Here is a 26,357-nt window from a genome sequence, read left to right on the forward strand (position 1 = left end):
ACTTTCAGTCCCTGACCAAATAAACGGTGCAGTCTACGGGTACTTCGCGCCTATCCGCCCACTCGGCTGCAAGTTCAGGACCGCTGGAGAGAACAACCGAATAACCATCAGGAACGGGGGCGGAAGCAAACCCAAGGTTGCCTAACACCAGGACGTCGCTGTTATGGAAGGCCAGCACCCCGCTGTCCGGCGCGTGGACCTCAGCCCAACCAAAGGAGCCTGCACCCAGCCGATGTGCGGACCTGAAGGCAAGGGCAGCCCGGTAAAGCTCCAGGGTAGAGCCTTCCACTCCTTCCTGTTGGTCCGCTGCCAATGGGCCGAAACTCTCCGGCTGCGGGAGCCAGGGCTGGGATGCCCCGCCGTCCAGGGCCACGGAAAAGCCGTGGCCGGGCCGTTCCGCAGCCCAGGGCAGGGGGACCCGGCAGCCGTCACGGCCAATCTCTGCGCCACGCGTCCGGAAAAACGTCGGGTCCTGCCGCGCATCGGCCGGGAGGGTGGTGTGCTCGGGAAGTCCCAGCTCCTCTCCCTGGTACAGGTAAGCCGAACCCGGAAGAGCCAGCGAAATCAAGGTCGCAGCCCTCGCGCGGGCAAGCCCCAGGGGAGCATTGGGCTGCTCATCGTCCGCTCCCAGTCCCTTGGGGAACATCGTGGGGTCCTTTAGGCCGAACCGGGTGGTGTGCCGGACGGTGTCGTGGTTGCTCAGGACCCACGTGCAGGGAGCGCCGACGGAAGCGGCAGCTGCCAGGGAGGCTTCAATGGACTCGGCCATGCGCTCCGCATCCCAGCCTGCAAGCAGGAAATCAAAATTGAAGGCCTGCTGCATTTCGTCCGGGCGGGTGTAGCGGGCCAGCCGTTCCGCTGGCTCCACCCAGGCTTCGGCCACCATCATGCGGTCGCCTTCGTACTCGGCCAGCACCTGGTGCCAGTCCCGGTAAACGTCGTGCACGCCGTCCTGGTCAAAGAACGGTGAGGGAGGATAAAGCGGGGATACCGCCCTGTGTGGCTCCTCGGCGTCCGTATGGGCTCCGGGAGCATCACCGGGGCGGTGCGCTGCTTCCCGGGGCACTTCCACGGTGCCTTCAACCATGGCGGCGGCGCCTTCCCAGTCGGGCAGGCCGGGCTCCTTGACCAGGCCGTGGGCCACGTCAACGCGGAAGCCGTCCACACCCCGGTCCAGCCAGAAACGAAGCACAGAGCGCATCTCCTCGTGCACCTCGGCGTTTTCCCAGTTGAGGTCCGGCTGCTTGCTGTCAAAAAGGTGCAGGTACCACTCGCCCGGAGATCCGTCAGCCTCAGTGATCCGGCTCCAGGCCGGCCCGCCGAAGATCGATTTCCAGTTGTTCGGGGGGAGCTTGCCGTCACCGGAACCGGGAATGTCGTCCTTTCCAGACCGGAACATGTAGCGGCTCCTCTCCGGAGAACCCGGCGCGGAAGCGAGCGCTTCCTGGAACCACACATGTTCGTCGGAAGTATGGTTGGGTACCAGGTCAACAATGACCTTGAGCCCGCGCTGGTGAGCTTCCTGCAACATGGCGTCGAAGTCACCCAAGGAGCCGAAAAGGGGATCCACCTGGCGGTAATCTGCCACGTCATACCCTGCGTCCGCCTGGGGGGATTTGTAGAACGGGGACAGCCAGATGGCGTCTACTCCGAGTTGCTGCAGGTAGGGAAGACGGTTCGTGACACCAGGAAGATCTCCCATCCCGTCTCCGTTGCCGTCTGCGAAGGACCGGGGATAGATCTGGTAGACGACGGCGTCCGCCCACCATTCCGGCCGGGTTGGATGGTCAGTAGGAACGTCCGGATTGGACATTTGGTTCCTCTCAGATAACTTTTTGATGTAAACGCTTGCATAACCCGCAGCAACATTACTAGTGTGAGCGTCACCACATCAACCTCACCAGCAAGCGCACTGTAGACCTACTTGTCACTCAGCGAGGAGCTTCAAGCTAATGAAAACCCCTAGATTCCTACTTCCGGCCGCCACTGCCGGTGTTCTGGCCCTCACTCTGACCGCATGCGGCGGGGGAGGCGGTGGGACCACGGGCGGCGGTGGAGGTGGTGGCGGCGGTGACGCCGAAGCCAACCTCGACAGCCGGGGTCCCATCACCTATGTACAGGGCAAGGACAACAGCAACGTAGTCCGCCCGCTGATTGAAAAGTGGAACGCCGCTCATCCCGATGAGAAGGTCACCTTCAAGGAACAGACTGACCAGGCTGACCAGCAGCACGATGACCTCGTCCAGAACTTCCAGGCCAAAAACGCCGATTACGACGTAGCGAGCGTTGACGTCGTCTGGACCGCCGAGTTCGCCGCCAAGGGCTGGCTCCAGCCGCTCAAGGACAAGATGGCCGTCGACACCACGGGCATGCTTGAACCCACCGTCGAGGCCGGCTCCTACAAGGACACCCTGTACGCGGCTCCGGTCTCCTCCGATGGCGGCATCCTCTACTACCGCAAGGACCTGGTCCCCGAGGCACCCAAGACCTGGGACGAGATGATGGAGATGTGCTCCATTGCAAAGGAGAACAACATTGGCTGCTACTCCGGCCAGTTCAAGCAGTATGAAGGACTGACCGTCAATGCTTCCGAGGCCATCAACTCCGCCGGTGGTTCCGTCCTTAACGACGAGGGTAAGCCGAACCTGAACACCGCGGAGGCCGAGGAAGGCCTGAACAACCTGGTCGAAGCTTTCAAGAACGGCAACATTCCTGCTGAGGCAATCACGTACCAGGAAGAGGAAAGCCGCCGCGCGTTCCAGGAAGGCAAACTGCTGTTCCTCCGCAACTGGCCTTACGTCTACAACCTGGCCACCACCGAAGGTTCCTCCCAGGTCAAGGACGTGCTGGGCATGGCGGCCCTGCCGGGCAAGGACGGCCCTGGTGCTTCCTCCCTTGGTGGCCACAGCGCAGCCATCAGCGTCTATTCCGACCACAAGGCGACTGCCCTGGACTTCGTAAAGTTCCTCATCGAAGAGGAGCAGCAGAAGTTCTTCGCAACGCAGGGTTCCCTGGCACCGGTATTCGGCGCTCTCTATGAGGACCAGGAACTGGTTGCCAAGCTGCCGTACCTGCCCGTCCTGAAGACCTCGATCGAGAACGCTGTTCCCCGTCCGGTAACCCCGTTCTACCCGGCTGTCACCCAGGCCATCCAGGAGAACGCCTACGCTGCGCTGAAGGGCGATAAGCCGGCCAAGGACGCGCTGTCCGACATGCAGAAGTCCATCGAGACCGCCGGCGCAGGATCGTAAGAAGCCATGGCTACTGAACTGGGCCCGACGCCGGTCAAAGGGCCGGCGTCGGGCACTACCCCGGTCCACCACGGACCCAAGGGCGTAGGCGAAGACAACAAGATCCTGAGCCAGGGCAAGTGGGCATCATGGCTTCTTGCCCCGACCATCATCGCGCTGGGCATTGTGATCGTTTACCCGATCATCAGCGCGATCATCATGTCCTTCCAGAAGGACGCCGGACTCGATCCTGTCACCGGGCTCTTCACCGAGGGCGGCCCGGCAGGTATCCAGAACTATGTGAACTGGCTGGGGCAGCAGTGTGCAGCCCAGGGCGGCGGCACGGTCGCCTGCCCGCCGGGCACCCTCGGAGGCCAGTTCTGGACGGCTACGGGCACTACTTTCCTCTTCACAGTCATCACTGTTGCCTTCGAAACCGTCCTCGGTTTCTGGATGGCCATGATCATGGCCCGCACGTTCAAGGGCCGCGGCCTGGTCCGCGCAGCGGTACTCGTTCCGTGGGCCATCCCCACGGCAGTAACCGCCCAGCTCTGGCTGTTCATGTTCGATTTCAACGGCATCATCAACAAGCTGTTTAACGTGTCCATCCTCTGGACGGGCAGCGAATGGCCGGCTAAATGGGCTGTGATCATTGCCGACACCTGGAAGACGACGCCCTTTATGGCGCTGCTCATCCTCGCCGGCCTGCAGATGATCCCTGCCGAGGTTTACGAAGCCGCAAAGGTGGACGGCGCTACCGCATGGCAGCGCTTCCGGATGATCACCCTGCCTTTGGTCAAGCCGGCCCTTATGGTCGCCATCCTGTTCCGTACCCTGGATGCCCTGCGTATGTTCGACCTGCCGTACATCCTGACCGGTGGTGCCAACAACACCACTACGCTGTCCATCCTGGTGATTAACCAGATCAGGCAAGGCTTCAACTCAGCTGCCGCCCTGTCCACCATTACGTTCTTCATCATCTTCCTGGTGGCGTTCATTTTCGTCCGCTTCCTGGGCGCGAACGTTGTGGAGCAAAGCGGAGCCACCGGCAAGGGGAAGAAATGACAACCACCACTGCTTCGACGTCCCTGCGGGCGCAGCAGGACAAGGGACGCAAGTCTGCGCAGAACCGGGAAAAGTGGGCAAGCGTCCGGACCTACATCAGCGCTGCCGTCATCCTGATCTGGTGCCTCGCACCTGCTTACTGGATGGTGGTAACGGCTTTCCGCGACGTGGGCTTCACCTACGACACCACACCCTGGCCCACCCACGTAACCATGGACAACTTCGTCACCGCCTTCGATACCTCGTTCGGCAACAGGTTCGGCCAGGCCCTGCTGAACAGTATTTTCATCGGCGTCACGGTCACAGTGATTTCGCTCGTGATCGGCGTGTTCGCGGCGTACGCCCTGGCACGTCTGAACTTCCGGTTCAAGTACCTGGTGCTGGGCTTCATCCTGGGGGCATCCATGTTCCCGGGCGTTGCCCTTATCACCCCGCTGTTCCAGCTCTTCACCAACATTGGCTGGATGGGCACGTACCAGGCGCTGATCATTCCGAACATCTCGTTCGTGTTGCCCCTCACCGTGTACACGCTGACCTCCTTCTTCCGGGAAATGCCCTGGGAGCTGGAGGAATCTGCACGGGTTGATGGCTGCACGCAGGGACAGGCGTTCCGGAAGGTCATCATGCCCCTGGCGGCACCGGCGATCTTCACCACGGCCATCCTGGCATTCATCTCCTCGTGGAATGAATTCCTGATCGCCAGCCAGCTGTCCAACGAGGCAACGAAACCGGTGACGGTGGCCATCGCCAGCTTCGCGGGCGCCCAGCCAAACCAGATCCCGTACACGGCCATCATGGCCGCGGGCACCATCGTCACCATTCCTTTGGTGATCCTGGTACTCGTCTTCCAGCGCAAGATCGTTGCCGGCCTGACGGCTGGTGCGGTCAAGTGACGGGCCACGCTTCCCGCCCCCGGTCCGCCGGGGCGGGAAGCAACCGCCGCCGCATGAGGTCCGGTGAGGATTTTGACATCATCATCGGGTTCCTAGGATTCTGGGCGCTGGTACTGCTCGTCGTCACCGTCTGGATGGAGCTGACGGCGCAGCCGGCACTCGGTTGGGCACTGGGGCTTCTGGCCACGCTGCTCGCACTCTATGGAATGGTGCGCCTGCGCCGGCGCCTTCCGGACCGGAGGTAGCGCACCCCGGCTGCCCGGCGTCATCGGGTAGCCGGCGCGACGGGTACAACGGCGCCAGGTAGCACTGCGGTGCGGACCGGTGCTCAAAATATTATTGCCCGGGGTATCGCACCAAGCAGGGCGGATGCCTGCAGGGATCAAATGAGGGGACACCGTGGCACGCACAAGTGAAAGGTCTCAACGGGGCGGCCACAGCGGGGTCAGCATCGAAGACGTCGCCGCCGCCGCCGGGGTATCCACCGCCACGGTGTCGCGGGCAGTCCGCGGGCTGCCCCGGGTGTCACCGGCAACCCGGCAGAAAATCCTCGAGGTTGCCGGGAATCTGGGGTATGTGGCGTCCAGTTCAGCCTCGGGACTGGCAACAGGCAGAACCAAAACCATCGGGGTTCTTGCCCCATTCGTCAGCCGTTGGTTCTTCTCCAAAGCCATCGAGGGAGCTGACCGGGAACTCCACGCCCGCAACTACAATCTGTCGCTGTTCAACCTGGGCGGCCATGGCAGCAACCGTGAGCGGCTCTTCAGCAAGACCATGGTCTACAAGCAGATTGATGCCCTGCTGGTCCTGTGCATGGCGTTGTCCCACGACGAGCTGGACCATCTGCAGAAGATTGACATCCCGCTGGTGGTGGTGGGCGGCCATGTCGAGGAGTGCGCCTATATCGGCATCGACGATTATGCTGCGGCCTCCACTGCCGTCCGGCACCTGATCGACCTGGGCCACCGGGACATCGCGCTGCTGCACGGTGACGACGAGACAGACCTGAACTTTGATGTTCCCCGGGTCCGAATTCTTGCCTTTAAGGACGTCATGACCGCGGCCGGCCTCCCCACCCGCGCCGAATGGGACGAGTGGGGGGACTTTACTGTCCGCAGCGGGCAGGAAGCCTTCCGCCGCCTTTGGGCAAAGCCAGGAGACAAGCCAACAGCTATTTTTTGCGCATCGGACGAGATGGCCATGGGGGTGATCTTCGAAGCCGCCCGGGTCGGCGTGCTCGTGCCGGAGGAACTTTCGGTGGTGGGCATCGACAACCATGATTTTGCTGACGCCATAGGCTTGACCACTGTGGGACAACGGCCCGACGAGCAGGCGGAACTTGCCACCAAGATGCTCCTCGATGAACTGGACGGCGAGGCAGGGGCGGTACGGTCCGCCGTCGCGCCGCATGAGCTGATTGTCAGAAGGACGACGGCGCCGCCCCAGTCTTAGCGCCAGCTTCGGGAGGCGCGGGGCCAGCTTCAGGAGGCGCGGGCCAGCTTCAGGAGGCGCGGGCCAGCTGCCGGATGGGAATCCAGCGCGATGCCAGGCGGCGGTACGCCGCGGCAGCGCCGGTCATGTCACCCTCCGCCAGGCATTCGATTCCCAGCCTGATGTCCATGGGCGAATCGTCCGGATACACTTTGTCCGCGACAGCCCCGTAGTCCAGCTCCACCATGGAGTTCACATGGAATAGCTCCAGCCACTCCGTGAGCTGTGCGAGATCGTCCAGCATGTCAAGATCCGGTGCCGCCAATGCCAGGTTGGCCACGGCGTACCGCGCCCGCTCCAGGGCTTCTGTGATGGGTGCCCACACCCGGACAGTGACGATCCTGCCGGCTGCCTCCACCACGTCTTTATGGTCCGTATCCATGAACAGGGAAAACCAGCTGAAGGGGATACCCCAGGTGGACGCCCGGGTGTGCACACGGACGGACCCGTCGCGGGCCTTGACCTGGTCGATCCGCTCCTGGTGCTTGTCCCGCTGCTCCTCCGGGATCAGCAGCTCAGCCAGCGGACCATGAATCCCCTCCATCAGCGCGTTGGCCGCCAAGCCGGCCCGCAACACCAGTTGGCTGGGACAGTACAGCAGCTCAGGCTCGGCGTCAGCGCCGTCGTCGGACGTTCCCTTGCCGGGAGCGGGCGCCGTGGTGACGCGCACCAGGTCGGTCCGCCCGGTAGGGAAGGGGTCGCCGCCGGAACGGGTGATCCGTCCCAGTGAGGCCAGCAGTTCAGCGTTCTCGACGGCGGCACGGGAGGCGGCCTGCGCCCCGGCAGCGGCAATGGCTTTCCGCTGCTCTTCGGGGAAGGCGTCGAGGGGTTCATAGACGCGCAGGGTTGAGGAGAATGGCAGGCCTGCCTGGCCCCGGTAGAGGTTTCCCGTCACTACGGCCTCCTAGGTTGGGTCCAGGATGATGTCATCAGTCTGCCAGTTCCACCAGCACGGGCGCATGGTCCGACGCGCCCTTGCCCTTGCGCTCCTCGCGGTCAATTGAAGCGCCTGTCACGCGGGCAGCAAGGGCGGGGGAGCCCAGCACGAAGTCGATCCGCATGCCTTCCTTCTTCGGAAAACGCAGCTGGGTGTAGTCCCAGTAGGTGTAGACGCCCGGGCCCGGCGTGTAGGGACGAACGACATCGGTGAAGCCGGCAGATTCGAATGCGTGGAACGCGGCGCGCTCCGGAGGGCTGACGTGGGTGTACCTGTTATTCACGAAGAGGTCGATGTCCCAGACATCCTCGTCGAACGGTGCGATGTTCCAGTCGCCCATCAGCGCCACCTGGGCCTCGGGGTTCTGCGTGACAAGTTCCTGGGCATGCGTCTTGAGGCTTTCCAGCCACTTGAGCTTGTACGGCATGTGCTCATCGTCCAGTGACCGGCCGTTAGGGACATAAAGGCTCCAGATCCGGATGCCGGCGCAGGTGGCCGCCATGGCCCGGGCTTCCTGCACGGGGTCCTTGCCCGCCTTCCCAAAAGAGGGCTGGTCCAGGAAGGTCCGCTCAACGTCTTCCAGCCCCACCCGGGACGCGATGGCAACGCCGTTCCACTGGTTCACTCCGAAGTGGGCAACCTCGTAGCCCATCCGCTCAAAGAGTTCCCAAGGGAAGTTATCGTCCTTGCACTTGGTTTCCTGGATAGCCAGGACGTCGCAGTCACTGCGCTGCAGCCAGGCTTCCACACGGTCGGCGCGGGCACGGAGCGAATTCACATTCCAGGTAGCAATCTTCACAGCTCCTAACTTACCGTGGCGGCACGGATTGCGGAGCAGGCCTGTCCGGGGTCCTGCCCGCCCGGTGGAGTTCAGTAGAAAGCCCGAGTATATTCGCAACCAGAAATGACCTGGGTCACACGCGAAGGAGCTTCCATGGTGGGGATCAACGTCCCCATCCCTGTGCCCATCGCCTACTACACGTTCGGCGGTTGGAAGGCGTCCGGGTTCGGCGACCTGAACCAGCACGGGGCGGACGCCTTCCGTTTTTACACCAAGACCAAAACCGTCACCACGCGGTGGCCCTCAGGAATACGGCACGGAACCAGTTTTGTGATGCCGGAAGGAAGTTGATGACAAACCTGAATACTGATGCGATCAACGGGGAGGTCCTGTTTGAGCGCCGCGGCCAGCTGGGGCTCATCACCCTCAACCGGCGCCGGGCCGTCAATGCGTTGACCGCCGGAATGGTCGGCGCGCTTCTGAAGCAACTCACCGCGTGGGCGGACGACGACGGCGTTGCCACGGTTCTGGTGCGAGGCGCAGGTGAACGGGGGCTCTGCGCCGGCGGGGACATCGTGGCCATCTACGAGGACATGCTCACGGGCGGAGGGGCAACGGCGGACTTCTGGCAAACGGAGTACCGGGTTAATTCCCTGATTGCCCGCTACCCTAAGCCCTACGCCGCGTTGATGGACGGGCTGGTCCTGGGCGGTGGCGTGGGGATTTCCGCGCACGGTTCGGTCCGGGTGGCCACTGAGCGGACCCGGATGGGTATGCCCGAGACCACCATCGGGTTTGCGCCGGACGTCGGCGGGACCCTCCTGTTGTCCCGGGCGCCGGGCGAGGCGGGAACCCATGCAGCTTTAACAGGGACACACCTGAGCGGGGCCGACGCTGTGTACCTGGGCCTGGCCGACCACTACATTCCCTCGGGCAGGCTGGACGACCTGCTGGTGGCGCTGGAAAGCGAAATCCCGGAAGCCGCCGTCGTAAGCGTCGCGCAAGATGCCCCGCCATCTGCCCTCGAGCAGCAGCGGGAGTGGATAGACAGTTGCTACGCCTCCGACGACGCCGAGGAGATTGTCCGCCGGCTACGGAAAATTGGTGGGGACGCTGCCCGGGCTGCTGACACCATCGAGTCGAAGTCCCCTACGGCCGTGAAAGTCACGCTGGCTTCCCTCCGCCGGGTGAAAGGCCTCAGTCTCGACGATGCCCTGGCGCAGGAGTACCGCGTAGGGCTGCGGTTCCTGGAAGCACCCGATTTCCGGGAGGGAATCCGGGCGCAGGTGGTGGACAAGGACCACCAGCCCCACTGGAATCCGCCCACCCTGGCTGGGGTGTTGCCGGAGCAGGTGGAGCGCTTCTTTGAACCGCTGGGCAGCAGGGAACTGGATTTGGAGCTGAAGGAGCCGGACCATGCGTGAGAACCACACCGTTGCCTTCCTGGGCCTTGGCCATATGGGCGGGCCCATGGCAGGAAACCTCGTAAAGGCGGGGTATGCGGTAACCGGCTTCGACGTGGTGCCTGCAGCCCTGGAGGCTGCCCGCGCCCGCGGCATTCCAGTCGCAGCAAGCGCTGTTGAAGCCGTATCCGGGGCAGACGTTGTCCTCACCATGTTCCCCGGCGGCCGGCACGTTCTGGATGCCTACCGGGGCACGGACGGCAGGGCGGGACTACTGGCAGCGGCAGCCCCTGGAACCATATTCCTGGATTGTTCCACCATCAACGTCGATGAAGCGCGGGAAGCAGCCAGGCTGGCCACCGAAGCAGGGCACCGCTCCCTGGACGCCCCGGTTTCCGGCGGCGTGGTGGGCGCCGAAGCCGGAACGCTCACGTTTATGGTGGGCGGGGACGAACCCGACTTCGATGCCGTCCGGCCGCTGCTGGAGGTCATGGGCAAGCGCGTGGTCCACTGCGGCGGGCACGGCGCCGGCCAGTCCGCCAAAATCTGCAACAACCTGATCCTGGGGGCATCCATGATCGCCGTCAGTGAGGCTTTTGTGCTCGGGGAAAAGCTGGGCCTGAGCCACCAGGCGCTGTTCGATGTGGCATCGGCTGCGTCCGGGCAATGCTGGGCACTCACCACCAACTGCCCCGTGCCCGGTCCCGTTCCCGCCAGCCCGGCCAACCGCGGTTACCAGCCCGGCTTCGCGGGAGCGCTGATGGCCAAGGACCTCAAACTCGCAGTCAATGCACTGAACAGCACAGGAGTGGCTGCCAGGGTAGGACCGCTGGCTGCGGAAATTTACGATACGTTTGCCGCGGAGGGCGGAGCCGGCAGGGACTTCTCCGCCATCATCACGGATATCCGGGACAAGTCCGGCAAAGATCAACCTGTGAATGCGGCGGGTAGCCGGGCGGCCAGCCTTCCGCACGAGGCAGCAAAACATGCACCACATCAGGCAGCGCAGGACGACGGGAGCCCGGAATGACGGAATACACGAACATCCTCGTGGAGCAGCGGGGCCGGGTGGGCCTGGTGACATTGAACCGGCCGCAGGCGCTGAATGCCCTCAATACGGCAACCATGGAGGAGCTCGTGTCCGCTGCCCGGGCCATGGATGTTGATCCGGGTGTGGGGGCGGTGGTCCTCACGGGGTCAAAAAAGGCCTTTGCTGCCGGGGCTGATATCAAGGAAATGGCCGCCAAGGGTTACATGGACATGTACGCAGCAGACTGGTTCCGCGGGTGGGAGGACTTCACCCGGCTGCGCATACCCACAATTGCCGCGGTGTCCGGTTTCGCACTGGGCGGGGGCTGTGAACTGGCAATGATGTGTGACCTCATCATCGCCGGGGACAACGCGAAGTTCGGTCAGCCGGAGATCAACCTCGGCGTGCTGCCGGGGATGGGCGGATCGCAGCGGTTGACGCGCGCCGTGGGCAAAGCCAAAGCGATGGACCTGATCCTCACGGGCAGGTTTATCGGTGCTGAGGAAGCGGACCGCTGCGGCCTGGTGTCCCGCGTTGTACCCGCCGAGAATGTTGTGGACGAGGCGATAAAAGCCGCAGAAGTGATCGCGTCCAAGTCCAAGCCTGTGGCCATGGTGGCGAAAGAAGCCGTAAACGCCGCTTTCGAAATTGGACTGGCCCAGGGGGTCCTCTTCGAACGCAGGCTCTTCCACTCGCTGTTCGCAACGGAGGACCAGAAGGAAGGTATGGCGGCATTCGCGGAAAAACGACAGCCCGAGTTCCGGCACCACTGAGGGACGGCAGCCCCCTGCAGGGTGCCCACATTTGAGGTTGTTACCCCCTGGTCCCAGACTCCTCACAGGTGCGTAAGGTAGACAGGGCACACCAATCTTTCGGGACGCGGACGGGGGAGTTGTATGTGGGGAACGGCGGCGGATGCAGGCGGCTCAACCGATAATCTCACCGGACTGGTGGGGATAGCTGCCCGGGGCATCGAGCAGTTGGGCGAATGGGGAGTGGGGCTCTTCACCCTTGCCGAAACCGTTGTGCCGCCCATCCCCAGCGAAGTGATCCTGCCGCTGGCCGGTTATCTGGCCCGGCAGGGGACTCTGAACCTGATCCTGGTTTTTATGACCAGCACACTGGGAGCCTACCTGGGGGCCGTCTTACTGTACTGGCTCGGAGCCAGGCTGGGGTTTGAGCGTTCCATCCGCGCTTTGTCCAGGCTGCCCTTGGTTGACCGGGAGGACTTTGAGCACGCTGCGGGCTGGTTCCGCCGGCACGGACGGTCGTCCATCTTCTTCGGAAGATTGCTTCCGGGTGTGCGGAGCCTGATATCCCTTCCCGCCGGCGCGGCCGGCATGCCATTTGGGATGTTCAGCCTTTACACCCTGGCGGGCAGCGGACTATGGAACGGGGCGCTCCTGGGACTCGGCTACCTGCTGGGCACCCAGTACCGGGTTATTGAGGAGTACTCGCGGTTCCTGAATTACGCCGTGTATGCAGCCCTCGGCGTCACAGTGGCGCTGCTGGTGGTCAGGCGCCTCAAGCGCATTAGGGCCACACCCTGATCCTGCGATGAGGACGTTGCCCAGGGGAAACAATGCAAACCAGGACCTCTGTCAGGAATCCAGGAAGTCGCCCGCATTCCGCCGGAAGTCCTGGAGGATCCGGATCAGCTGATCCACATCCTCGGACCCGAATCCCGGACGGCTGAATACCGCGGCGTTCAGGGCCGCCGTCGATCGTTGCGCAAGGGTACGCCCTTCACCCGTGAGCCCAACCAGTGTGGTGCGGCCGTCGGAGGGATGGGGCGAGCGGCGCACCAGCCCCGCCTCCTGGAGCCGGTCCACCGCGTTGGTGATGGAGGTCGGGTGAACCTGGAGCAAGGTACTCGCCTTCTTCATGGGAAGGGACCCGCTCGTGGCGAAGCTCAGCAGCATGAGCAGCTCATAGCGGGCGAACGTCAGGCCAAAGGGTTTGAGGATGAGTTCGATCCTGGACAGGAGGTTTTGCTGGGTACGCATTATCGCCGTGATGGCGGCCACGGGCGCAGCGGCCTCCGCCCAGCCGTGCTGCTCCCAGTTCCGGCGGGCATCTGCAATAGGATCATCGGGACAGCGGAGTACCCACAGCCAGCCTTTCTGCAGGTGATGCAGCTCACTCGTGTGATGACCTGTGCAATATATTAGGACATCCAAGGGTTCAGCAGAATGGTGCGGCAGCGAGGGGGTAAACGCCGATGCAGCCTCCATCACCTGGCGCCGGAGCCCTGCCTTTTCCGGACGCTGACCTGATGTACATCGTGGACCTTCTGCCGGCGGCCGAGCGGGACAGGTACTTCAGCATCCGCCGGTTCCTCCAATCCTCGGTCCGGCAAGCCTCCATCGAGTACTGGAACCGCGAGGACTTCCCCTTTGGCCTCGTAGCGGACATGGGAAAGTACGGCCTCGGCGCCCTTCAGCTGGACGGCAGTTCCACGCTCTTTAAAGGCCTTATGTACGTAGAACTGGCACGGGCGGATGTGTCCCTGTCGGCGCTGGCAGGGATCCATAATGAGCTGATTCTTGGGATGATCAGCCAACTGGGGTCAGAGGAGCAAAAGTCCCGGTGGCTGCCGGGCTTGAAAACCTTCAGCCACCTGGGAGCGTTCGCCCTGACGGAGCCGCAGCATGGCTCGGACATCGCCGGCGGCCTGGAGACTTCAGCCAGGCTGGAAGGAGGTGAGTGGGTCCTCAACGGAACCAAGCGCTGGATCGGGGCCGGGACCATCGCCGATTTCGCGCTCGTGTGGGCCAGGGACGAGGCTGACGGTGAAATCAAGGGCTTCATCGTGGAGACCGACCGTCCCGGCTACACCGCCTCAAAGATCTCAAACAAGATCGGCCTGCGGATCATGCAGAACGCGGACATTGTGCTGGCAGGCGTACGGATTCCCGCAGGCAACCTGCTGCCGGGAGCCACCAGCTTTTCCCGAACCAATGGGCTGCTGCGGGACTCCCGCGCCTGGGTGGGCTGGCAAGGTGCGGGCATCCAGCTCGCCGCCTTCGACATCGCCCGGGCATACACCCTGGACCGGCGGCAGTTCGGCAAGGAGTTGGCCCGGTTCCAGCTTGTGCAGCAGCAGCTCGCTGACATCCTGGGCAACGCTTCGGCCTCCCTGGCCCTGATGGCACAACTGGCCCACATCCAGGAGGAAGGAAAGCTGGAGATGGCGCAGGCTGCCATGGCCAAAGCCACCATCACCCGTTTGGCGCGGGCCTCAGTGGCCATGGGGCGTTCACTGCTGGGCGGCGATGGCATCAGCAGCGACTATGAGATGGGCAAGCTGTTCGGTGACGCCGAGATCCTGTACACCTACGAGGGAACCTACGAGATCAACTCGCTAATCGTGGGCAGGGCGGTCACCGGGAAGTCCGCTTTCCTTTGAGCTGCGCACTTCTTGAACCGGGCCTGGCGCCGCACCGTTGTTCCGGGGCGCCGGCGTGGGTAGCATCGAACACTAAGCCTGCTTAGTGTTTCTCCTGTGGCGTGTTCGTGTGAAGGGGTACCGGAATGACTGTCAAAAATTCAGTAGTGGTAATCACTGGAGCGTCCAGCGGGATCGGGAGGGCCACTGCCCTGCGCTTCGCCGGCAAGGGGGCACGCCTGGTCCTGGCTGCCCGCGGAGCGGAATCCCTCGAAGCCGTGGCTGCGGCATGCAGGAAGCGCGGCGCGCAAGCCATCGCGGTCCCCACAGACGTAAGCGACCCGGACAAAGTGGATGAACTGGCCTCCCGCGCTGTCAGGGAGTTTGGGCGCCTGGACGTATGGGTTAACAACGCAGCGGTGGGTGCTTTCGGCCTGCTGACCGAGATCCCGCCGGAGGACTACCAGCGGGTATTGGACGTCAACATCTCGGGTTACGTCAATGGCGCACGGGCGGCCCTGATCCGGCAGACAGCCCAGGGCTCAGGAACCTTAATCAATGTTGCCTCGATTGTGGCGGAAACTCCGCTGCCCTATTCCTCCGCTTATTCCATCTCCAAAGCCGCCGTGCGCGCACTCAGCGTCAGCCTGCGCTCGGAACTCGCCCGCGAAGGTTTCACTGGTGTACATGTCTGCACCGTCCTCCCGGCCACCATAGACACCCCCTTCTACCAGAACGGGGCCAACTACAGCGGCCGCCGCCCCATGGCCTTGCCTCCGGTCTATACGCCGGAGCGGGTGGCGAAAGCGGTGGTGAAGCTGGTGGCCCATCCGCGCCGGGAAAGCGTGGCGGGCGGGCTGGCGGGCCGTTTGCTGCTCCTGCAGCATAAGGTGACACCCGGTGCCGTGGAAGCTGCGACCGCCCGTCAGGTGGACAGGCGGCAGCTTTCCCGTCGGCAGTCCGCCCCCGTGACTCCCGGAAACCTTCACCAGCCGTCCCAGTCCGTCCGGAGGACATCTGTCACCGGGGGGTGGCACGGCCGGCGACGGACTGCCCAGCGCACCTTGATGGGTGCCACGGCCCTGGCCGGCGCGGTGGCGGTCCTGCGTAAGCGGCTCGGCTGATTGCCGGCTACGGCGCCGGTTCCCGCCAAACACGGACCCGGCGTCGTGCTTCGGCCCCCCCTTAGAGGTCCCTTTCGGCGTACAGGCGCAGCGCGTCCCGCACAAAACCGGCTCCTGCTTCCCCGCCGTAGTTGGCGGCGAACCGGGGATCGGCCACGTACATCTCGGCCAGCCCCGCCACATAAGCCCTGACGTCACCGCCGCGCTCCGAAGCTGGAGTGCCGGGTATGGAGGCCAACCACTCCACGTGGCGCCGGGCCAGGTCCTGCGCTTCAGGGCTGTCCGCGCCGATTCCTGATGCGGAAGCGGCTATCCAGTCGCCGCCCAGCTTTTCGGCGCGGGCCCTCCACGCTTGTTTCTGCCCGCTTCCCATGCCGCGCCACCAGGCGTCGCTTTTGGCGTAGGCTTCCTTTCCCCAGCGTTCCTCCACCTCGTCCTTGTACTGGGTGTGGTCGAAGCCGTCGAACATTTTCTCGGCCATGAGTTCACCGCCTCCTTTAGCTGTTGCGATTGTTTCCTGAACGGACAGAATCTGCCGGGCCAACCGGTCCTGTTCCTGCCGCAGCCAATCCAGGTGGCGGCTCAGTGCCTTGACAGCGTCTGTCTCGTGGTGGAAGACCTCGGCGATGGCCGGCAGCCCCAGCCCAAGTCCCCGGAGAAGGAGGATCCGCTGCAGCTGCAGCAGGGCTGCGGCGTTGTAGTAGCGGTATCCGTTGCTCCCAACGCGGCTGGGCTTCAGCAGCCCGACGTCGTCGTAGTGGCGCAGGGTCCGGCTTGTTGTGCCTGCCATCCTGGCAACATCCTGAATGGACCAGTCCGGTTCGGGTGCTTCCATGCTCCGAGCGTAGGGTTTGACGCAGCGTCAAGGTCAAGCAGGTTTTTCCGGGTAACGGTTACGCAAGCGCGGGTTGCGGGGAGAGCGGGTACGGGCCTGGGCGACGAGGCGGGTGAAGGCGAAGATGAAGACCGCTTCGATAAGGATCATCAGTGCCACTAGCAGCCACTGTTCCTCGGCCACAAAAACAACGCATCCTGCCAGCGCCAGCACGGTCCCAAGTACCAGAGTGTAAACGGCAAACCCCACGGCCACCCGCGCGCTGCGGACGCCGGTCCGGAAACCGAAACCATAGGGTTCACCACCGGGTTGCCCGGGAACGCGGTCCGGCACGGGAGGCGGAAGCGTGTCAAACTCCTCCCACGGATCCTTTTCTCCATCGTTGCCGGGGACGTTGTCCGGGCGTTGTCCGGTCATAACGCAATTATCCCAGCATCGGCCGGGAAAGGGAGGCCAAAAGCGTGCACGGGGAGCGAGCCGGCGGGGAGGGACGAACTGAATATAAAACAGCGGCCCCTCCAACATCTGTTGGTGGGGCCGCTGTCGTGGCGGGTCCCTCCTGCGGAAGCGGGAGGAAAGCCGAAGCCTTAGAGCGGGCGGATGTTTTCCGCCTGCGGGCCCTTGGGACCCTGGGTCACATCGAATTCAACCTTCTGGTTCTCATCGAGTGAGCGGTATCCGCTGCTGGCGATTGCGGAGTAGTGGGCGAAAACGTCAGCGGACCCGTCATCGGGGGCAATGAAGCCAAAACCCTTTTCGGCGTTGAACCATTTAACTGTGCCTGTTGCCATGGCTGCATTCCTTCGTGTGACTCTGATTCTCTCCCCAGGCCATCGGCCCGAGGTGCGCGGAGAACGTCCCCCGCAGTCCCCAACGTACGGGGCGTACGCCATCCGTGCAAGGGTAGCGGCAATAAAGTGTTCTCAGCGCATGCCCTCGCGGCGGATCGCTGTGGCAATGGCAGCGGCCCTGGTATCCACTCCGAGCTTGGCGTAGATGTGGGCCAGGTGCGTCTTGACCGTGGCCTCGGAGATGAACAGCCGTTGCCCAAGTTCCCGGTTGCTGAGTCCTTGCGTGAGGAGGCTGAGCAGTTCCGCTTCACGCGGAGTGAGAATCTCGTCAGGGTTCCGCAGCTGCTGGAAAAGCCGGGACGCGACCGGAGCACTCATCACGCTTTTGCCTTGAACTGCCCCGCGAATGGCCGCGAAGATCTCATCAGGTGCGGCGTCCTTCAGGAGATATCCCATGGCGCCAGCGTCCACGGCCCGCACAATGTCCGCATCAGAGTCGTACGTGGTGAAAACCAGGATGGCCTGGCTTCGGTTGCGCTCGCGGATAAACCGGATTGCCTCGATCCCGTCCATCCCCGGGCCCATGGCCAGGTCCATGACCACTACCGCGACGGCGTCCTGTTCCAGCCGTTGCAGGGCTTCCTCTCCGGAGGCCGCTTCGGCGACGACGGCGATGTCAGGTTGCGTGGCCAACAGTGCCCGCAGTCCGCTTCGCACCACCAGGTGGTCGTCCACCAGCAGCACCGTTATGGCGCTCATGCAGGTTCTTCCGGCGCAGCGGGGTCGAAAGGCACATCCGGCGCCGGGAGCTGGGCTGCCACGACGGTCCCTTCGCCAGGGGCGCTTTCCACTGAAAATATGCCGCCCAACTGCTCCACCCGCTGCCGCATGGCCCGGAGTCCGTACCCTCCGGCGTCCGACGGCGGTGCTGCCGCCTCCGGATCGAAGCCACCGCCGTCGTCGTAAACATCAAGGGTGACAGCGTCCGGAAGGTAGCCAAGGGTCACTGTGCCGGTGGCTGCGCCTGCATGGAGCTTGATGTTGGACGCCGCGCTTTGGACTACCCGCAGCAGCGCGTGGCGGACTTCCGGCGGCACCGGGCGCGGCTCACCGGTGACCAGGAGCCTGGCGTCCGGAACATACTGCCTGGCCGCGAACAGCAAGGCCTCAGGCAGGGGGGACGTGTCCAGTCCAGGGGAGGCAAGTTCATGGACCAGGCTGCGGGTTTCGGACAGGCTGCCGCGCAGCAGGGCGGTGGCCTGCCCGAGCTCCGCTTGGGCCAAAGGACTTGGCCACGCCCTGCCGGCCGCTTCCAGCAGGAGCAGGCTGCTGGCCAGGCCCTGGGTCACGGTGTCGTGGATTTCCCGGCTCACACGCTCCCGTTCGGCAATGGTGCCGGCCCGGCGCTCACTGGCTGCGAGCTGTCCCTGGGCGAGGGAGATGTCCGCATGCAGGCGGCGCTGTTCCTCGGCGTCGTGCTGGATCCTGTCGTAGATCAAGGTCAGCATCAGGCCGACGGCGAGCGGGCCGAGGAGCATTGCCAGGTCAGTGCCGCTGCTCAAGCGGAACAGCCCTGCAGCGGTAGCTGCGGCGGTAACTCCAGCCGCTGCATAGGCGGCCGCGCCGCTCAGCGCACTGCGGCAGAGGAAGAAGAGCGCGAACGAGCACCAGGCAAAGCTCGGGGCTGCGATGACCAGGACCGCCCACACTGCCGCCAACGCGAACACCAAGGGCGCTCCCGGCCTGCCGCGGGATGCAAGGATGGCGACGACGAAGTACAGCAGGCAGGCGGCTGCAGCAAGGCCAAGAACCAGGACATTGTCCGCGGGGCTGTGCCGCATCAGATAACGGACCAGAGAGGCCACCAGCAGTACAGCAAAGCCAAGGTGCACTGCTGCGTCGATCGTGCCGAAGCGGGCGCCGGTACTGTTCAGGGCCGCGGCCGTCTTATTGTCGCCCGGCCCCTGCAGCTGGTGCGGCCTGTCCGGGGCGGTACCGCCGGCAGCTGTCGGGTCACCGGCAGATGCGGCTGGGGCGGCGTTGGCTTGGGCAGGCATGGAGATCCGGTTCCGGTGGGGGAGTGCTACCTGTCAATGTTATGGCCCCCTCCCGGCTCCGTCCCTCAGCCTTTTGGCTGATACAGCTGGCTTTTCGTAGCACACCGCCTGCACCAAAGGCCCGATGGCAGGAACGCCGAGTCCCGGAAGGATTGGACCGTAGCCGCTCCAAACGCCGTTTAGGGCTCCGAACAAAGGAAAATCCATGAAGAAGTTCACGAAAGTCCTCGCCGCCGCAGCAGCCGGCGCGCTTACCCTCACTGCCGGTGCAACGGCTGCCGCAAATGCCGGTTCGGCTCCAACCGCCGTCCCTGCGGCCGATATCCAGCCCGTGCCGGAGAATGTGGTGCAGCAGAACCGCATCTCGGTCGGCGCCTCGACCAAGGCAGTGCAGGCAGCGCTGGCCAAGTGCCAGGCGGACAAACTGCCGTTCGTCACGGTGGCGCTGGTGGACCGCTTCGGGACAGTGCAGGCGCTCCTGCGTGGTGACAATGCAGCCGAGCACACCATTGAAGCCGCCCGGCAGAAGGCCTACACCGCCGCCGCCTTTGGCACTCCAACCAGCGAACTGGCCAAGCGGATCAACGGAACAGGCCCCAGCATTGCGGACCTCCCGGGCACTCTCTTCCTGGCCGGTGGCGTTCCGCTGAAGGTGAACGGGGTGTCGGTGGCGGGCATCGGCGTCGGCGGGGCGCCGGACGGTGCACTTGATGAGGCCTGTGCTGCAGCCGGGGCGGATGCCATTACAGGTGCCGGTGCCCCTCAGTAGGCTAAGCGCATGAAATGGTTCGGGGCTCTGCTTCTGGTCCTCTCCTTGGCGGTGCCAATGACAGCCTGCCAGGCGCCTCCGGAGGGCCAGAGGGAGCGCCAGCCGGCGTCTCCTCCAGCGTCGGTCCAGGCCAGCCCGGACGCCCAGGAGTCCACGGGCCCGGCATCACCGGCGTCTTCCCCCGCGCAGCCGGTACCGGAAACCACGGCGCCCGCGCTCTCCGCCGAGGCGCAGGCACAACTCGACCAGGAGCTGATAGCCGCGGCCAAGGCCAACAACGCTCCGTTGGTCAAAGAACTGATCGCCCGTGGGGGCAACGTGAACGCCAAGGACGCCATCGAGGATTCTGCGTTCCTCTACGCGGGCGCTGAAGGATTCAACGAGGTCCTTCGGCTGACCCTGGCCGCGGGAGCAGACGTCTCCAGCACCAACCGGTACGGCGGAACGGCCCTGATCCCGGCCAGCGAACACGGCCACGTGGAGACGGTGCAGATTCTGATCGACGCCGGCGTGCCCGTCAACCACGTCAACAACCTGGGTTGGACGGCCATGCAGGAAGCCATCCTGCTGAACAACGGCGGGCCCAGGCACCAGGAAGTGGTGCGCCTGCTTTTGGCGGCAGGCGCCGATCCCAACATCGCGGATCCGGAAGGGCGGACGGCTTTGCAGAATGCCGAACGTTTGGGCTTTACGGAGATCGCGGCCGTGCTTCGCGGCGGGGGCTGACCAGCGCAGCGGCCGCTATACACCAGGGTTTCCTCCGCCAGCTTGCCGAACCGGCTGTGTCCCCAGCCGGTCAGCAGGACATCCTTCCCGAACCGCTCCTGCAGGCTCAAGCCGGTGCCCCTTCCAGGGCAGACGCTGCCGGTTCCTGCCCTTCAAGGGCAACAGCGAACTCGGCCTCCGTCTTCGCGCGGACCTCCTCCACGGTGACCCCTGGGGCGAGGCGGGTAAGGGTAAGTTGGCGCCCGCCGCCTGCTTTACTTCCACTTTTGACCAGGTCGAAGACGGCGAGGTCGCTGATGATACGGTCCACCACCGCAAGGCCGGTAAGGGGAAGGGTGCATTCCCGCACGATCTTGGCGCTGCCGTCCTTGGCATTGTGCTCGGTGAGGACCACCACGCGCGGGGTTCCGGCCACGAGGTCCATGGCGCCGCCCATGCCCTTGACCATCTTGCCGGGGATGGTCCAGTTGGCGAGGTCGCCGCTGCCGGAGACCTGCATGGCTCCCAGGATTGCCACTTTGACGTGCCCGCCGCGGATCATGCCGAAAGAGGTTGCGGAGTCGAAGATGCTTCCGCCGGGCAGCACCGTGACCGTCTGCTTGCCGGCATTGATGAGGTCGGCGTCCTCCTCGCCCTCGAAGGGGAACGGCCCCATGCCCAGAAGGCCGTTCTCGCTTTGCAGGACAACCCGGACGCCGGCGGGCAGGTTGTTGGCCACCAGGGTGGGGATTCCGATTCCCAGGTTTACGTAGTCTCCGTCATTCAATTCTTCGGCCGCGATCGCAGCCATCTCATCCCTGGTCCAGGCCATGGGGTGCTCCTCGGGTTTGTGGTGGTTAGGCCGGTACGGTTTCGGCTTCGCGGGAGGCGGCGGGCCGGACGGTCCGCTGCTCAATGTCCTTGATCCGGTCCTTTGCCTGAACCAGGCGTTGGACAAACACTCCCGGTGTGACGATGTGGTTCGGATCCAGTTGGCCCGGCTCCATGATCACCTCGGCTTCGGCGATGGTCAGCCGGCCGGCCGTTGCAACTACCGGGTTGAAGTTCCGGGCGGTGAAGCGGTAGATCAGGTTGCCGTCGGTGTCAGCGGTGTGGGCGTGGACCAGTGCGACGTCGGCCCGGATGGCGCGCTCGCGGACGTATGTTTCGCCGTCGAACACCTCGTGCGGCTTGCCTTCGGCAACCAGGGTCCCCACACCGGTTTTGGTGTAGAAGGCCGGTATGCCGGCGCCTCCGGCGCGGAGCCGCTCAGCAAGCGTGCCCTGCGGGGTGAACTCCACCTCCAGCTTGCCGGCAAGGTACTGCTCGGCGAAAAGCTTGTTCTCTCCGACGTAGCTGGCAATTACCTTGCGCACTTGGCCTGCTTCGATCAGGATGCCCAGGCCTTTGCCGTCGACGCCCATGTTGTTCGAGACCACTGTGAGGTCCTGCACCCCGGAGTCACGGACGGCTTCAATCAGGTCGGCAGGAATGCCGCTGAGGCCGAATCCGCCCACGGCCAGCGTGATGCCGTCCTGCAACGCTCCTTCCAGTGCTGCCGTGGCAGATGGCTGAAGTTTGGGCATGGAGCCTCCTCGTTGAGAATCCCGCGGTGTTGGTCCACCTTGTGGACGCGGGGTTTGGAACTGGACATTACGGGCGGCGGAGAAGGGCTGTCAAGCCCTGTCAGGGAACCGTATCTTCCGCCGTTTTACACTGTGGACGGTAGGATCAGTGGAGTTCATAATGTGGACAACCGAGGAGCGAAATGCCTAATTCTCCCGTGCAGGGTGCCCAGGTGGTCAGCAGGATCGCCGGACTGCTGCGGCTCGTGGGACGCAGTGCGGAAGGGCTGCCGCTGTCCGCCCTGGTAGTGGAATCCGGGCTTACCCGGCCCACCGTGCACCGGCTGCTCTCGTCCTTGGCCTCGGAGGGATTGCTGGACCACGACGCCGGCAGCGGCAACTGGGTCCTGGGCCCGGAAATGCTTTTGATGGGGTCGGTGGCCGCTGCGCGCTTTCCGATTGAGGACATTGCCCGGCCGAGCCTGCGGAGGCTTGCCGAGGCCACCGGGGAAAGTGCGTTCTTCTCCATCCGCCGGGGTTCCGAGACGGTCTGCCTGCTGCGGGAGGAGGGAAGCTTTCCGGTCCGGTCCTTTGTCCTGCACGAGGGCGTCCGCTTCCCGCTGGGCGTTGCCTCAGCAGGGACTGCGATCATGGCTTTCCTGCCCGAGGCCGAGCAGGAAGAGCTGCTGCGCGGCTGGCCGGAGCACGCGGGTGCTTTCGCCGGGGCGCACACCGAAGAGCTGGTCCGGGCCAACCTCGCCAGGACCAGGCAGGTTGGCTACTCTGTGAATCCCGGGCTGGTGCTGGAGGGCAGTTGGGGGATGGGCGCCGCGGTGTTCGACGGATCGGGCAAGCCCGGCTGGGCGCTCTCACTGACCGGCATCGAGCCTCGCTTCAGGCCTGAGCGGCAGGAAGAGCTGGGCAATCTCCTGATGGCTGAGGCGCACCGGATCACCCAACAGCTGGGTGGGGACCGCAAAGGCGGGGGCCGCCGCTGAGCCTCCCCGGGCTGTGCCGGGAAAGCACGACGGCGCGCCGCCCTTTTCGGTGCGGCGCGCCGTCGTGCTTTCCCGCGTTGGGTAGGAGCTGGGTGACCTTGCCCGGCCGGCTACAGTCCGGCGCGGGGCTCCTCCGGGCCCTGGTGCTTCCACCAGGTATCAAAAATGGTGACGGGGACGGTGCGCTTGTGCCGGGTCCGCAGGTACTTCTCTTCGATCAGCTCAGCCACGGATCCGGGAACGTCACGGCCCTCCAGGTAATCGTCGATCTGGTCGTAGGTGAGGCCCAGCTCATCCTCGTCCGTGCGGCCCGGTTTGTCGTCCAGCAGGTCCGCCGTCGGTACCTTTTCCCAGACCCGGGCCGGTGCGCCGAGCTCGGCCAGCAGTGCGCGGTTCTGCCGTTTATTCAGTCCAAACAGCGGGAGGATGTCCGCACCGCCGTCGCCGTATTTGGTGAAGAAGCCGGTGACGGACTCGGCGCCGTGGTCCGTGCCCAGGACCAGGTAATTGTGCTCTCCGGCCAGGGCGTACTGGGCGATCATGCGGGTGCGGGCCTTGGTGTTGCCCTTGTGGAAGTCGGAGATTTCCGAGCCCACCGTCTTCTCGAACTCGTCCTCGAAGCCGTCCACCGCGGCTGAGATATTGAAGGTCCACTCGGTCTTGGGCCGGATGAAGTCCAGAGCGGCCTGGGCGTCCTCCTCGTCGTGCTGGATGCCGTAAGGCAGCCGCACGGCCACGAAGTTTGCCTCCACGCCTTCGGCAACAAGTTCCTCTACGGCCAGTTGGGCCAGCTTTCCTGCGAGGGACGAATCCAGGCCGCCGGAGATCCCCAGGACAAAGCCCTTGGTGTGGGTGGCTTTCAGGTAGTCCTTGAGGAATGTGACGCGCTTGCGCACCTCCCCGGCGGGGTCGATCCGGGGCTGGACGCCCATTTCTTCAATGATCCTGGCCTGGAGTTCGCGCATGTGGTCCACCCTAGCCAGCGGGGTCGCCACGCCTCAAGCACCCACACCGGCCCGCCGCCACTAAACTGGGGTCCATGACTTCCCCCAGTGACACTGCAGTGGATACTGCAGCCGCCCGCGCCCGCCTGCTGGAACTGATCAAGGAACTCGCCGTGGTCCGCGGCAAGGTCACCCTGTCCAGCGGAGCGGAGGCCGACTACTACATCGATCTCCGCCGCATCACCCTGCACCACGAGGCTTCCAGGCTTGTGGGGCAGGTGATGCTGGCGCTGGCGGACGACGCCGGGATCGACTTTGAGTGCGCAGGCGGACTCACCATGGGAGCCGACCCCGTGGGAACGGCAGTGATGCATGCTGCGGTGGACGCCGGCCGCACCGTTGACGCATTCGTCGTCCGCAAGGCCCAAAAGTCCTACGGCATGGGCCGCCAGGTGGAAGGCCCGTCCGTGGAGGGCCGGAAGGTCCTGGTGCTCGAGGACACCTCCACTACCGGCGGTTCCGCGCTGACCGCGGTGGAGGGAATCCGGAAGGCCGGCGGCAATGTGGTGGCCGTGGCCGTCATCGTTGACCGGAACACCGGGGCCAAAGAGAAGATCGAAGCTGAGACAGGCGTTCCCTACCTGTTCGCGTTCGGCAAGGACGAGCTCGGGCTTTCCTAGCCGTAGCGGCAAAAATCAGCCGGGGCGGAAGCGCCCCGGCTGCTAATCATGTTCTGGGCCTTGTTGGTCCGGCGTACATGGTTGCCCTATGATGTGGTATCCCCTCAAGTACCCCGTACGGAGAACGTGCACGATGCTGCCCCCTGAAGAACCCTTGAGCACCACTGACAGAATCCAGAATCTCATTCTGGAAAGTGCTGACTTCGAGGACTTCCTGAACGAACTGGCGCGGTTTTCCGCACATCAGATGGCCGGCCACGGCGATGATGCGCTCTGCGGCATCACCCTGCTGCGGGACCGGAAAGCGGCCACGATCGGCTGGAGCAGCGACTCGGCCCGCGAGATTGACCAGATCCAGTACTCCCTTTCGCAGGGCCCTTGCCTGACCGCAGCGAAAGAGGACCGCGAAGTCCACGTTCCGGACCTGTTCGCGGAAGAGCGCTGGGGACCGGACTACGCCTCCGCGGTGGCGTCGCACGGTCTGCGGTCAGTCCTCTCGCTGCCTTTCAACCTGCAGGGTGACGCCAAGGCGGCACTGAACCTCTACTCCGATGTCCCGAACAAGTTCGATGAACGTGCCACCGCAAAGGCCAGGGACTACACAAGGGAGATTTCGCAGGCGCTCCGGCTGGCGGTACGGTTCTCGCTTCACGCGGACAGCGCCACGAACCTCCGGGCCACCCTGGAATCCAGAACCATCATCGACATCGCCGTTGGCATTGTGATGGCACAGAACAGGTGCAGCCAGGAGGCCGCGGTAAGCATCCTCACCGAGGCCTCCAGCAACAGCAACACCAAGCTCCGGGACATCGCCAAGTCACTGGTGGACTCCGTTGGAGGAGTCGGTACGCGGACGCATTACCAGGAACCCGGGGAGCGCCAGGCGGACCAGACCGCGTAACGAACGGCTTGTGCCTGCCGGTGCTGAAGGTTACGCTTACCGAGGTTGAGCCGTCGGCCATAGACACCCTCTTTTGGAGTACCTATGGACCGCGCACTGGATCCCCTCGTTAACCTTGATGTCCCCGGTGACATCGTCCGCATTGATGTCCGGGGGAGCTTGAACCAGGACTCCCGCCCCGGCCTTGTCCACATGATCCGCCGGATCAGGAGGATGGGGATCCGTTCCCACATCCGGGTTGAACTGTCCCGTGCCGCCATGGTGGAGTCATCTGCCCTCGCAGGCCTTCGCCTTGACCTCAACGCCATCGACGCCAGCAGCCTGCCGGGCCTTTACGGCGCCGGGGTGTCGCTTAACTTCTCGCCCGCAGGTGGGGAGTTGCCTGCCTCTGCAGGGCAACCACTGACCGTCCTTGACGGTTTCTCTGCCGGAGGGGCCGGAGATACTGACGTCCTTGGCCATTCGGCTGCTTTCCACGGTGACGCAGAGATCCAGCTGTTGGAACTTCCCGGGCTGGAGGTGCTGGGCGGCCTGGCGCTGCAGGACTATTCGGATGAGGAACTGCTGCTGGCCAGCGACACCCTCTTCACCCTCCTGGACAACCCGGCCGTGTTCCCCGGTGCGGACCTGCTGGGCCGGTACGACGACATTGGCCAGGAGATGCTGCGCCGCCAGCAGGAAGCCGCGGCGCCGTTCCCGGCCGCGGAAGGACAGGCTGCCAGCTGATCCGGCGTCACTGAAAGGTTACCGGCGGCTCCTTGCGGCGGTGT

At 64.3% G+C, this 26,357-nt stretch carries 28 protein-coding genes and 2 pseudogenes; 18 read left to right on the forward strand and 12 right to left on the reverse strand.

The features are described 5' to 3' along the window. Nucleotides 1-4: 4 nt before the first annotated feature. Complete coding sequence (locus AC5RTE_RS06610; protein ID WP_494040597.1) at nt 5-1,813, reverse strand: glycoside hydrolase family 13 protein; 1,809 nt, start codon at nt 1,811-1,813, stop codon at nt 5-7. A 139-nt stretch (nt 1,814-1,952) separates the two neighbouring features. Here AC5RTE_RS06610 and AC5RTE_RS06615 point away from each other — a divergent pair, with 139 nt between their 5' ends. The 5 genes from AC5RTE_RS06615 to AC5RTE_RS06635 all read left to right on the forward strand — a co-directional run bounded on the left by AC5RTE_RS06615 (nt 1,953) and on the right by AC5RTE_RS06635 (nt 6,640). Further along, nucleotides 1,953-3,251, forward strand: a complete 1,299-nt coding sequence (locus AC5RTE_RS06615; RefSeq protein ID WP_494040598.1) for an ABC transporter substrate-binding protein — start codon at nt 1,953-1,955, stop codon at nt 3,249-3,251. Between the two features lie 6 nt (nt 3,252-3,257). Further along, entirely contained in the window at nt 3,258-4,295 is a 1,038-nt protein-coding gene (locus AC5RTE_RS06620) for a carbohydrate ABC transporter permease (RefSeq protein WP_494040599.1), read from the forward strand. Then, nucleotides 4,292-5,188 carry a carbohydrate ABC transporter permease gene (locus tag AC5RTE_RS06625; protein WP_494040600.1) on the forward strand — a complete coding sequence of 299 codons (897 nt, stop codon included), beginning with the start codon at nt 4,292-4,294 and terminating at the stop codon, nt 5,186-5,188. The genes AC5RTE_RS06620 and AC5RTE_RS06625 overlap by 4 nt, the downstream gene beginning before the upstream one ends. Further along, nucleotides 5,185-5,433 (forward strand): hypothetical protein, encoded by a 249-nt coding sequence (locus AC5RTE_RS06630; protein WP_494040601.1) that lies wholly within the window; start codon nt 5,185-5,187, stop codon nt 5,431-5,433. The genes AC5RTE_RS06625 and AC5RTE_RS06630 overlap by 4 nt, the downstream gene beginning before the upstream one ends. Before the next feature lie 154 nt (nt 5,434-5,587). Then, nucleotides 5,588-6,640 carry a LacI family DNA-binding transcriptional regulator gene (locus tag AC5RTE_RS06635; RefSeq protein WP_494040602.1) on the forward strand — a complete coding sequence of 351 codons (1,053 nt, stop codon included), beginning with the start codon at nt 5,588-5,590 and terminating at the stop codon, nt 6,638-6,640. A gap of 49 nt (nt 6,641-6,689) precedes the next feature. On the opposite strand, the gene AC5RTE_RS06640 is transcribed toward AC5RTE_RS06635, so the two are convergent. Together AC5RTE_RS06640 and AC5RTE_RS06645 are read right to left on the reverse strand one after the other, a co-directional pair. Next, nucleotides 6,690-7,574, reverse strand: coding sequence for a DUF8083 family protein (locus AC5RTE_RS06640; protein WP_494040603.1), 885 nt, complete (start codon nt 7,572-7,574; stop codon nt 6,690-6,692). A gap of 34 nt (nt 7,575-7,608) precedes the next feature. Then, nucleotides 7,609-8,415, reverse strand: a complete 807-nt coding sequence (locus tag AC5RTE_RS06645) for an exodeoxyribonuclease III (protein WP_494040604.1) — start codon at nt 8,413-8,415, stop codon at nt 7,609-7,611. Between the two features lie 129 nt (nt 8,416-8,544). Here AC5RTE_RS06645 and AC5RTE_RS06650 point away from each other — a divergent pair. The 5 genes and pseudogenes from AC5RTE_RS06650 to AC5RTE_RS06670 all read left to right on the forward strand — a co-directional run. Continuing rightward, nucleotides 8,545-8,748 (forward strand): annotated as a pseudogene (locus AC5RTE_RS06650) (aldehyde dehydrogenase family protein); the annotation flags it as partial. After that, entirely contained in the window at nt 8,748-9,821 is a 1,074-nt protein-coding gene (locus tag AC5RTE_RS06655) for an enoyl-CoA hydratase/isomerase family protein (protein WP_494040605.1), read from the forward strand. The pseudogene AC5RTE_RS06650 and the gene AC5RTE_RS06655, both read left to right, overlap by 1 nt. Then, a complete protein-coding gene (gene mmsB, locus AC5RTE_RS06660) occupies nt 9,814-10,830 on the forward strand; it encodes a 3-hydroxyisobutyrate dehydrogenase (RefSeq protein ID WP_494040606.1) in 1,017 nt (338 codons plus the stop codon). Before AC5RTE_RS06655 ends, mmsB begins: the two co-directional genes overlap by 8 nt. Then, entirely contained in the window at nt 10,827-11,603 is a 777-nt protein-coding gene (locus tag AC5RTE_RS06665) for an enoyl-CoA hydratase (RefSeq protein ID WP_494040607.1), read from the forward strand. Before mmsB ends, AC5RTE_RS06665 begins: the two co-directional genes overlap by 4 nt. Nucleotides 11,604-11,726: 123 nt before the next feature. After that, complete coding sequence (locus AC5RTE_RS06670; RefSeq protein WP_494040608.1) at nt 11,727-12,380, forward strand: DedA family protein; 654 nt, start codon at nt 11,727-11,729, stop codon at nt 12,378-12,380. A 51-nt stretch (nt 12,381-12,431) separates the two neighbouring features. Here AC5RTE_RS06670 and AC5RTE_RS06675 read toward each other — a convergent pair. Then, nucleotides 12,432-12,942: pseudogene (locus AC5RTE_RS06675) on the reverse strand (MarR family winged helix-turn-helix transcriptional regulator). Between the two features lie 109 nt (nt 12,943-13,051). Here AC5RTE_RS06675 and AC5RTE_RS06680 point away from each other — a divergent pair. Together AC5RTE_RS06680 and AC5RTE_RS06685 are read left to right on the forward strand one after the other, a co-directional pair. Then, the gene (locus AC5RTE_RS06680; RefSeq protein WP_494040609.1) at nt 13,052-14,239 is read left to right on the forward strand and encodes an acyl-CoA dehydrogenase family protein; all 1,188 of its coding nucleotides are present in this window, start codon (nt 13,052-13,054) and stop codon (nt 14,237-14,239) included. 125 nt (nt 14,240-14,364) lie between these two features. Next, nucleotides 14,365-15,342, forward strand: coding sequence for an SDR family oxidoreductase (locus AC5RTE_RS06685; RefSeq protein WP_494040610.1), 978 nt, complete (start codon nt 14,365-14,367; stop codon nt 15,340-15,342). Nucleotides 15,343-15,403: 61 nt separating this feature from the next. Here the strand turns inward: AC5RTE_RS06685 and AC5RTE_RS06690 are convergent, their stop codons facing one another. From AC5RTE_RS06690 to AC5RTE_RS06710, 5 genes are all read right to left on the reverse strand, one after another. Beyond that, complete coding sequence (locus AC5RTE_RS06690) at nt 15,404-16,177, reverse strand: MerR family transcriptional regulator (RefSeq protein ID WP_494040611.1); 774 nt, start codon at nt 16,175-16,177, stop codon at nt 15,404-15,406. Between the two features lie 33 nt (nt 16,178-16,210). Further along, on the reverse strand, nt 16,211-16,594 hold the full coding sequence (locus AC5RTE_RS06695) for a hypothetical protein (protein ID WP_494040612.1): 384 nt from the start codon (nt 16,592-16,594) through the stop codon (nt 16,211-16,213). Between the two features lie 170 nt (nt 16,595-16,764). After that, the gene (locus AC5RTE_RS06700) at nt 16,765-16,968 is read right to left on the reverse strand and encodes a cold-shock protein (protein ID WP_013599688.1); all 204 of its coding nucleotides are present in this window, start codon (nt 16,966-16,968) and stop codon (nt 16,765-16,767) included. A gap of 132 nt (nt 16,969-17,100) precedes the next feature. Then, nucleotides 17,101-17,727 (reverse strand): response regulator, encoded by a 627-nt coding sequence (locus AC5RTE_RS06705; protein WP_494040613.1) that lies wholly within the window; start codon nt 17,725-17,727, stop codon nt 17,101-17,103. After that, nucleotides 17,724-19,025, reverse strand: a complete 1,302-nt coding sequence (locus AC5RTE_RS06710; protein WP_494040614.1) for a sensor histidine kinase — start codon at nt 19,023-19,025, stop codon at nt 17,724-17,726. Before AC5RTE_RS06710 ends, AC5RTE_RS06705 begins: the two co-directional genes overlap by 4 nt. A gap of 205 nt (nt 19,026-19,230) precedes the next feature. Here AC5RTE_RS06710 and AC5RTE_RS06715 point away from each other — a divergent pair, with 205 nt between their 5' ends. Further along, nucleotides 19,231-19,794 carry a GlcG/HbpS family heme-binding protein gene (locus AC5RTE_RS06715; RefSeq protein WP_494040615.1) on the forward strand — a complete coding sequence of 188 codons (564 nt, stop codon included), beginning with the start codon at nt 19,231-19,233 and terminating at the stop codon, nt 19,792-19,794. Between the two features lie 9 nt (nt 19,795-19,803). Next, nucleotides 19,804-20,520, forward strand: coding sequence for an ankyrin repeat domain-containing protein (locus AC5RTE_RS06720; RefSeq protein WP_494040616.1), 717 nt, complete (start codon nt 19,804-19,806; stop codon nt 20,518-20,520). 106 nt (nt 20,521-20,626) lie between these two features. Here the strand turns inward: AC5RTE_RS06720 and AC5RTE_RS06725 are convergent, their stop codons facing one another. Then, complete coding sequence (locus AC5RTE_RS06725) at nt 20,627-21,331, reverse strand: 3-oxoacid CoA-transferase subunit B (RefSeq protein WP_494040617.1); 705 nt, start codon at nt 21,329-21,331, stop codon at nt 20,627-20,629. A 25-nt stretch (nt 21,332-21,356) separates the two neighbouring features. Further along, the gene (locus tag AC5RTE_RS06730) at nt 21,357-22,085 is read right to left on the reverse strand and encodes a CoA transferase subunit A (protein WP_494040618.1); all 729 of its coding nucleotides are present in this window, start codon (nt 22,083-22,085) and stop codon (nt 21,357-21,359) included. Between the two features lie 182 nt (nt 22,086-22,267). Between AC5RTE_RS06730 and AC5RTE_RS06735 the strand changes: the two genes are divergently transcribed. After that, nucleotides 22,268-23,062, forward strand: a complete 795-nt coding sequence (locus tag AC5RTE_RS06735) for an IclR family transcriptional regulator (protein WP_494040619.1) — start codon at nt 22,268-22,270, stop codon at nt 23,060-23,062. Between the two features lie 110 nt (nt 23,063-23,172). On the opposite strand, the gene nadE is transcribed toward AC5RTE_RS06735, so the two are convergent. Beyond that, nucleotides 23,173-24,027, reverse strand: coding sequence for an NAD(+) synthase (nadE, locus tag AC5RTE_RS06740; RefSeq protein WP_494040620.1), 855 nt, complete (start codon nt 24,025-24,027; stop codon nt 23,173-23,175). A 74-nt stretch (nt 24,028-24,101) separates the two neighbouring features. On the opposite strand from nadE, the gene pyrE reads away from it, so the two are divergent. The 3 genes from pyrE to AC5RTE_RS06755 all read left to right on the forward strand — a co-directional run bounded on the left by pyrE (nt 24,102) and on the right by AC5RTE_RS06755 (nt 26,313). Next, on the forward strand, nt 24,102-24,686 hold the full coding sequence (pyrE, locus tag AC5RTE_RS06745; RefSeq protein ID WP_494040621.1) for an orotate phosphoribosyltransferase: 585 nt from the start codon (nt 24,102-24,104) through the stop codon (nt 24,684-24,686). Between the two features lie 133 nt (nt 24,687-24,819). Further along, complete coding sequence (locus tag AC5RTE_RS06750) at nt 24,820-25,587, forward strand: GAF and ANTAR domain-containing protein (protein WP_494040622.1); 768 nt, start codon at nt 24,820-24,822, stop codon at nt 25,585-25,587. Between the two features lie 84 nt (nt 25,588-25,671). Beyond that, a complete protein-coding gene (locus AC5RTE_RS06755) occupies nt 25,672-26,313 on the forward strand; it encodes a hypothetical protein (protein ID WP_494040623.1) in 642 nt (213 codons plus the stop codon). Nucleotides 26,314-26,357 lie beyond the last annotated feature (44 nt).

Source organism: Arthrobacter sp. K41 (genome assembly GCF_059089645.1).

Excerpts from the sequence above, each read along its gene's own strand:
- AC5RTE_RS06725 (WP_494040617.1), bottom strand. The coding sequence starts at position 21,331 with ATGGCCTGGACCAGGGATGAGATGGCTGCGATCGCGGCCGAAGAATTG.
- mmsB (WP_494040606.1), top strand. The coding sequence starts at position 9,814 with ATGCGTGAGAACCACACCGTTGCCTTCCTGGGCCTTGGCCATATGGGC.
- AC5RTE_RS06620 (WP_494040599.1), top strand. The coding sequence starts at position 3,258 with ATGGCTACTGAACTGGGCCCGACGCCGGTCAAAGGGCCGGCGTCGGGC.
- pyrE (WP_494040621.1), top strand. The coding sequence starts at position 24,102 with ATGACTTCCCCCAGTGACACTGCAGTGGATACTGCAGCCGCCCGCGCC.
- AC5RTE_RS06690 (WP_494040611.1), bottom strand. The coding sequence starts at position 16,177 with ATGGAAGCACCCGAACCGGACTGGTCCATTCAGGATGTTGCCAGGATG.
- AC5RTE_RS06610 (WP_494040597.1), bottom strand. The coding sequence starts at position 1,813 with ATGTCCAATCCGGACGTTCCTACTGACCATCCAACCCGGCCGGAATGG.
- AC5RTE_RS06715 (WP_494040615.1), top strand. The coding sequence starts at position 19,231 with ATGAAGAAGTTCACGAAAGTCCTCGCCGCCGCAGCAGCCGGCGCGCTT.
- AC5RTE_RS06685 (WP_494040610.1), top strand. The coding sequence starts at position 14,365 with ATGACTGTCAAAAATTCAGTAGTGGTAATCACTGGAGCGTCCAGCGGG.
- AC5RTE_RS06700 (WP_013599688.1), bottom strand. The coding sequence starts at position 16,968 with ATGGCAACAGGCACAGTTAAATGGTTCAACGCCGAAAAGGGTTTTGGC.
- AC5RTE_RS06680 (WP_494040609.1), top strand. The coding sequence starts at position 13,052 with ATGCAGCCTCCATCACCTGGCGCCGGAGCCCTGCCTTTTCCGGACGCT.
- AC5RTE_RS06665 (WP_494040607.1), top strand. The coding sequence starts at position 10,827 with ATGACGGAATACACGAACATCCTCGTGGAGCAGCGGGGCCGGGTGGGC.
- AC5RTE_RS06670 (WP_494040608.1), top strand. The coding sequence starts at position 11,727 with ATGTGGGGAACGGCGGCGGATGCAGGCGGCTCAACCGATAATCTCACC.
- AC5RTE_RS06720 (WP_494040616.1), top strand. The coding sequence starts at position 19,804 with ATGAAATGGTTCGGGGCTCTGCTTCTGGTCCTCTCCTTGGCGGTGCCA.
- AC5RTE_RS06615 (WP_494040598.1), top strand. The coding sequence starts at position 1,953 with ATGAAAACCCCTAGATTCCTACTTCCGGCCGCCACTGCCGGTGTTCTG.
- AC5RTE_RS06735 (WP_494040619.1), top strand. The coding sequence starts at position 22,268 with ATGCCTAATTCTCCCGTGCAGGGTGCCCAGGTGGTCAGCAGGATCGCC.
- AC5RTE_RS06730 (WP_494040618.1), bottom strand. The coding sequence starts at position 22,085 with ATGCCCAAACTTCAGCCATCTGCCACGGCAGCACTGGAAGGAGCGTTG.
- AC5RTE_RS06750 (WP_494040622.1), top strand. The coding sequence starts at position 24,820 with ATGCTGCCCCCTGAAGAACCCTTGAGCACCACTGACAGAATCCAGAAT.
- AC5RTE_RS06695 (WP_494040612.1), bottom strand. The coding sequence starts at position 16,594 with ATGACCGGACAACGCCCGGACAACGTCCCCGGCAACGATGGAGAAAAG.
- nadE (WP_494040620.1), bottom strand. The coding sequence starts at position 24,027 with ATGCGCGAACTCCAGGCCAGGATCATTGAAGAAATGGGCGTCCAGCCC.
- AC5RTE_RS06705 (WP_494040613.1), bottom strand. The coding sequence starts at position 17,727 with ATGAGCGCCATAACGGTGCTGCTGGTGGACGACCACCTGGTGGTGCGA.
- AC5RTE_RS06625 (WP_494040600.1), top strand. The coding sequence starts at position 4,292 with ATGACAACCACCACTGCTTCGACGTCCCTGCGGGCGCAGCAGGACAAG.
- AC5RTE_RS06710 (WP_494040614.1), bottom strand. The coding sequence starts at position 19,025 with ATGCCTGCCCAAGCCAACGCCGCCCCAGCCGCATCTGCCGGTGACCCG.
- AC5RTE_RS06755 (WP_494040623.1), top strand. The coding sequence starts at position 25,672 with ATGGACCGCGCACTGGATCCCCTCGTTAACCTTGATGTCCCCGGTGAC.
- AC5RTE_RS06655 (WP_494040605.1), top strand. The coding sequence starts at position 8,748 with ATGACAAACCTGAATACTGATGCGATCAACGGGGAGGTCCTGTTTGAG.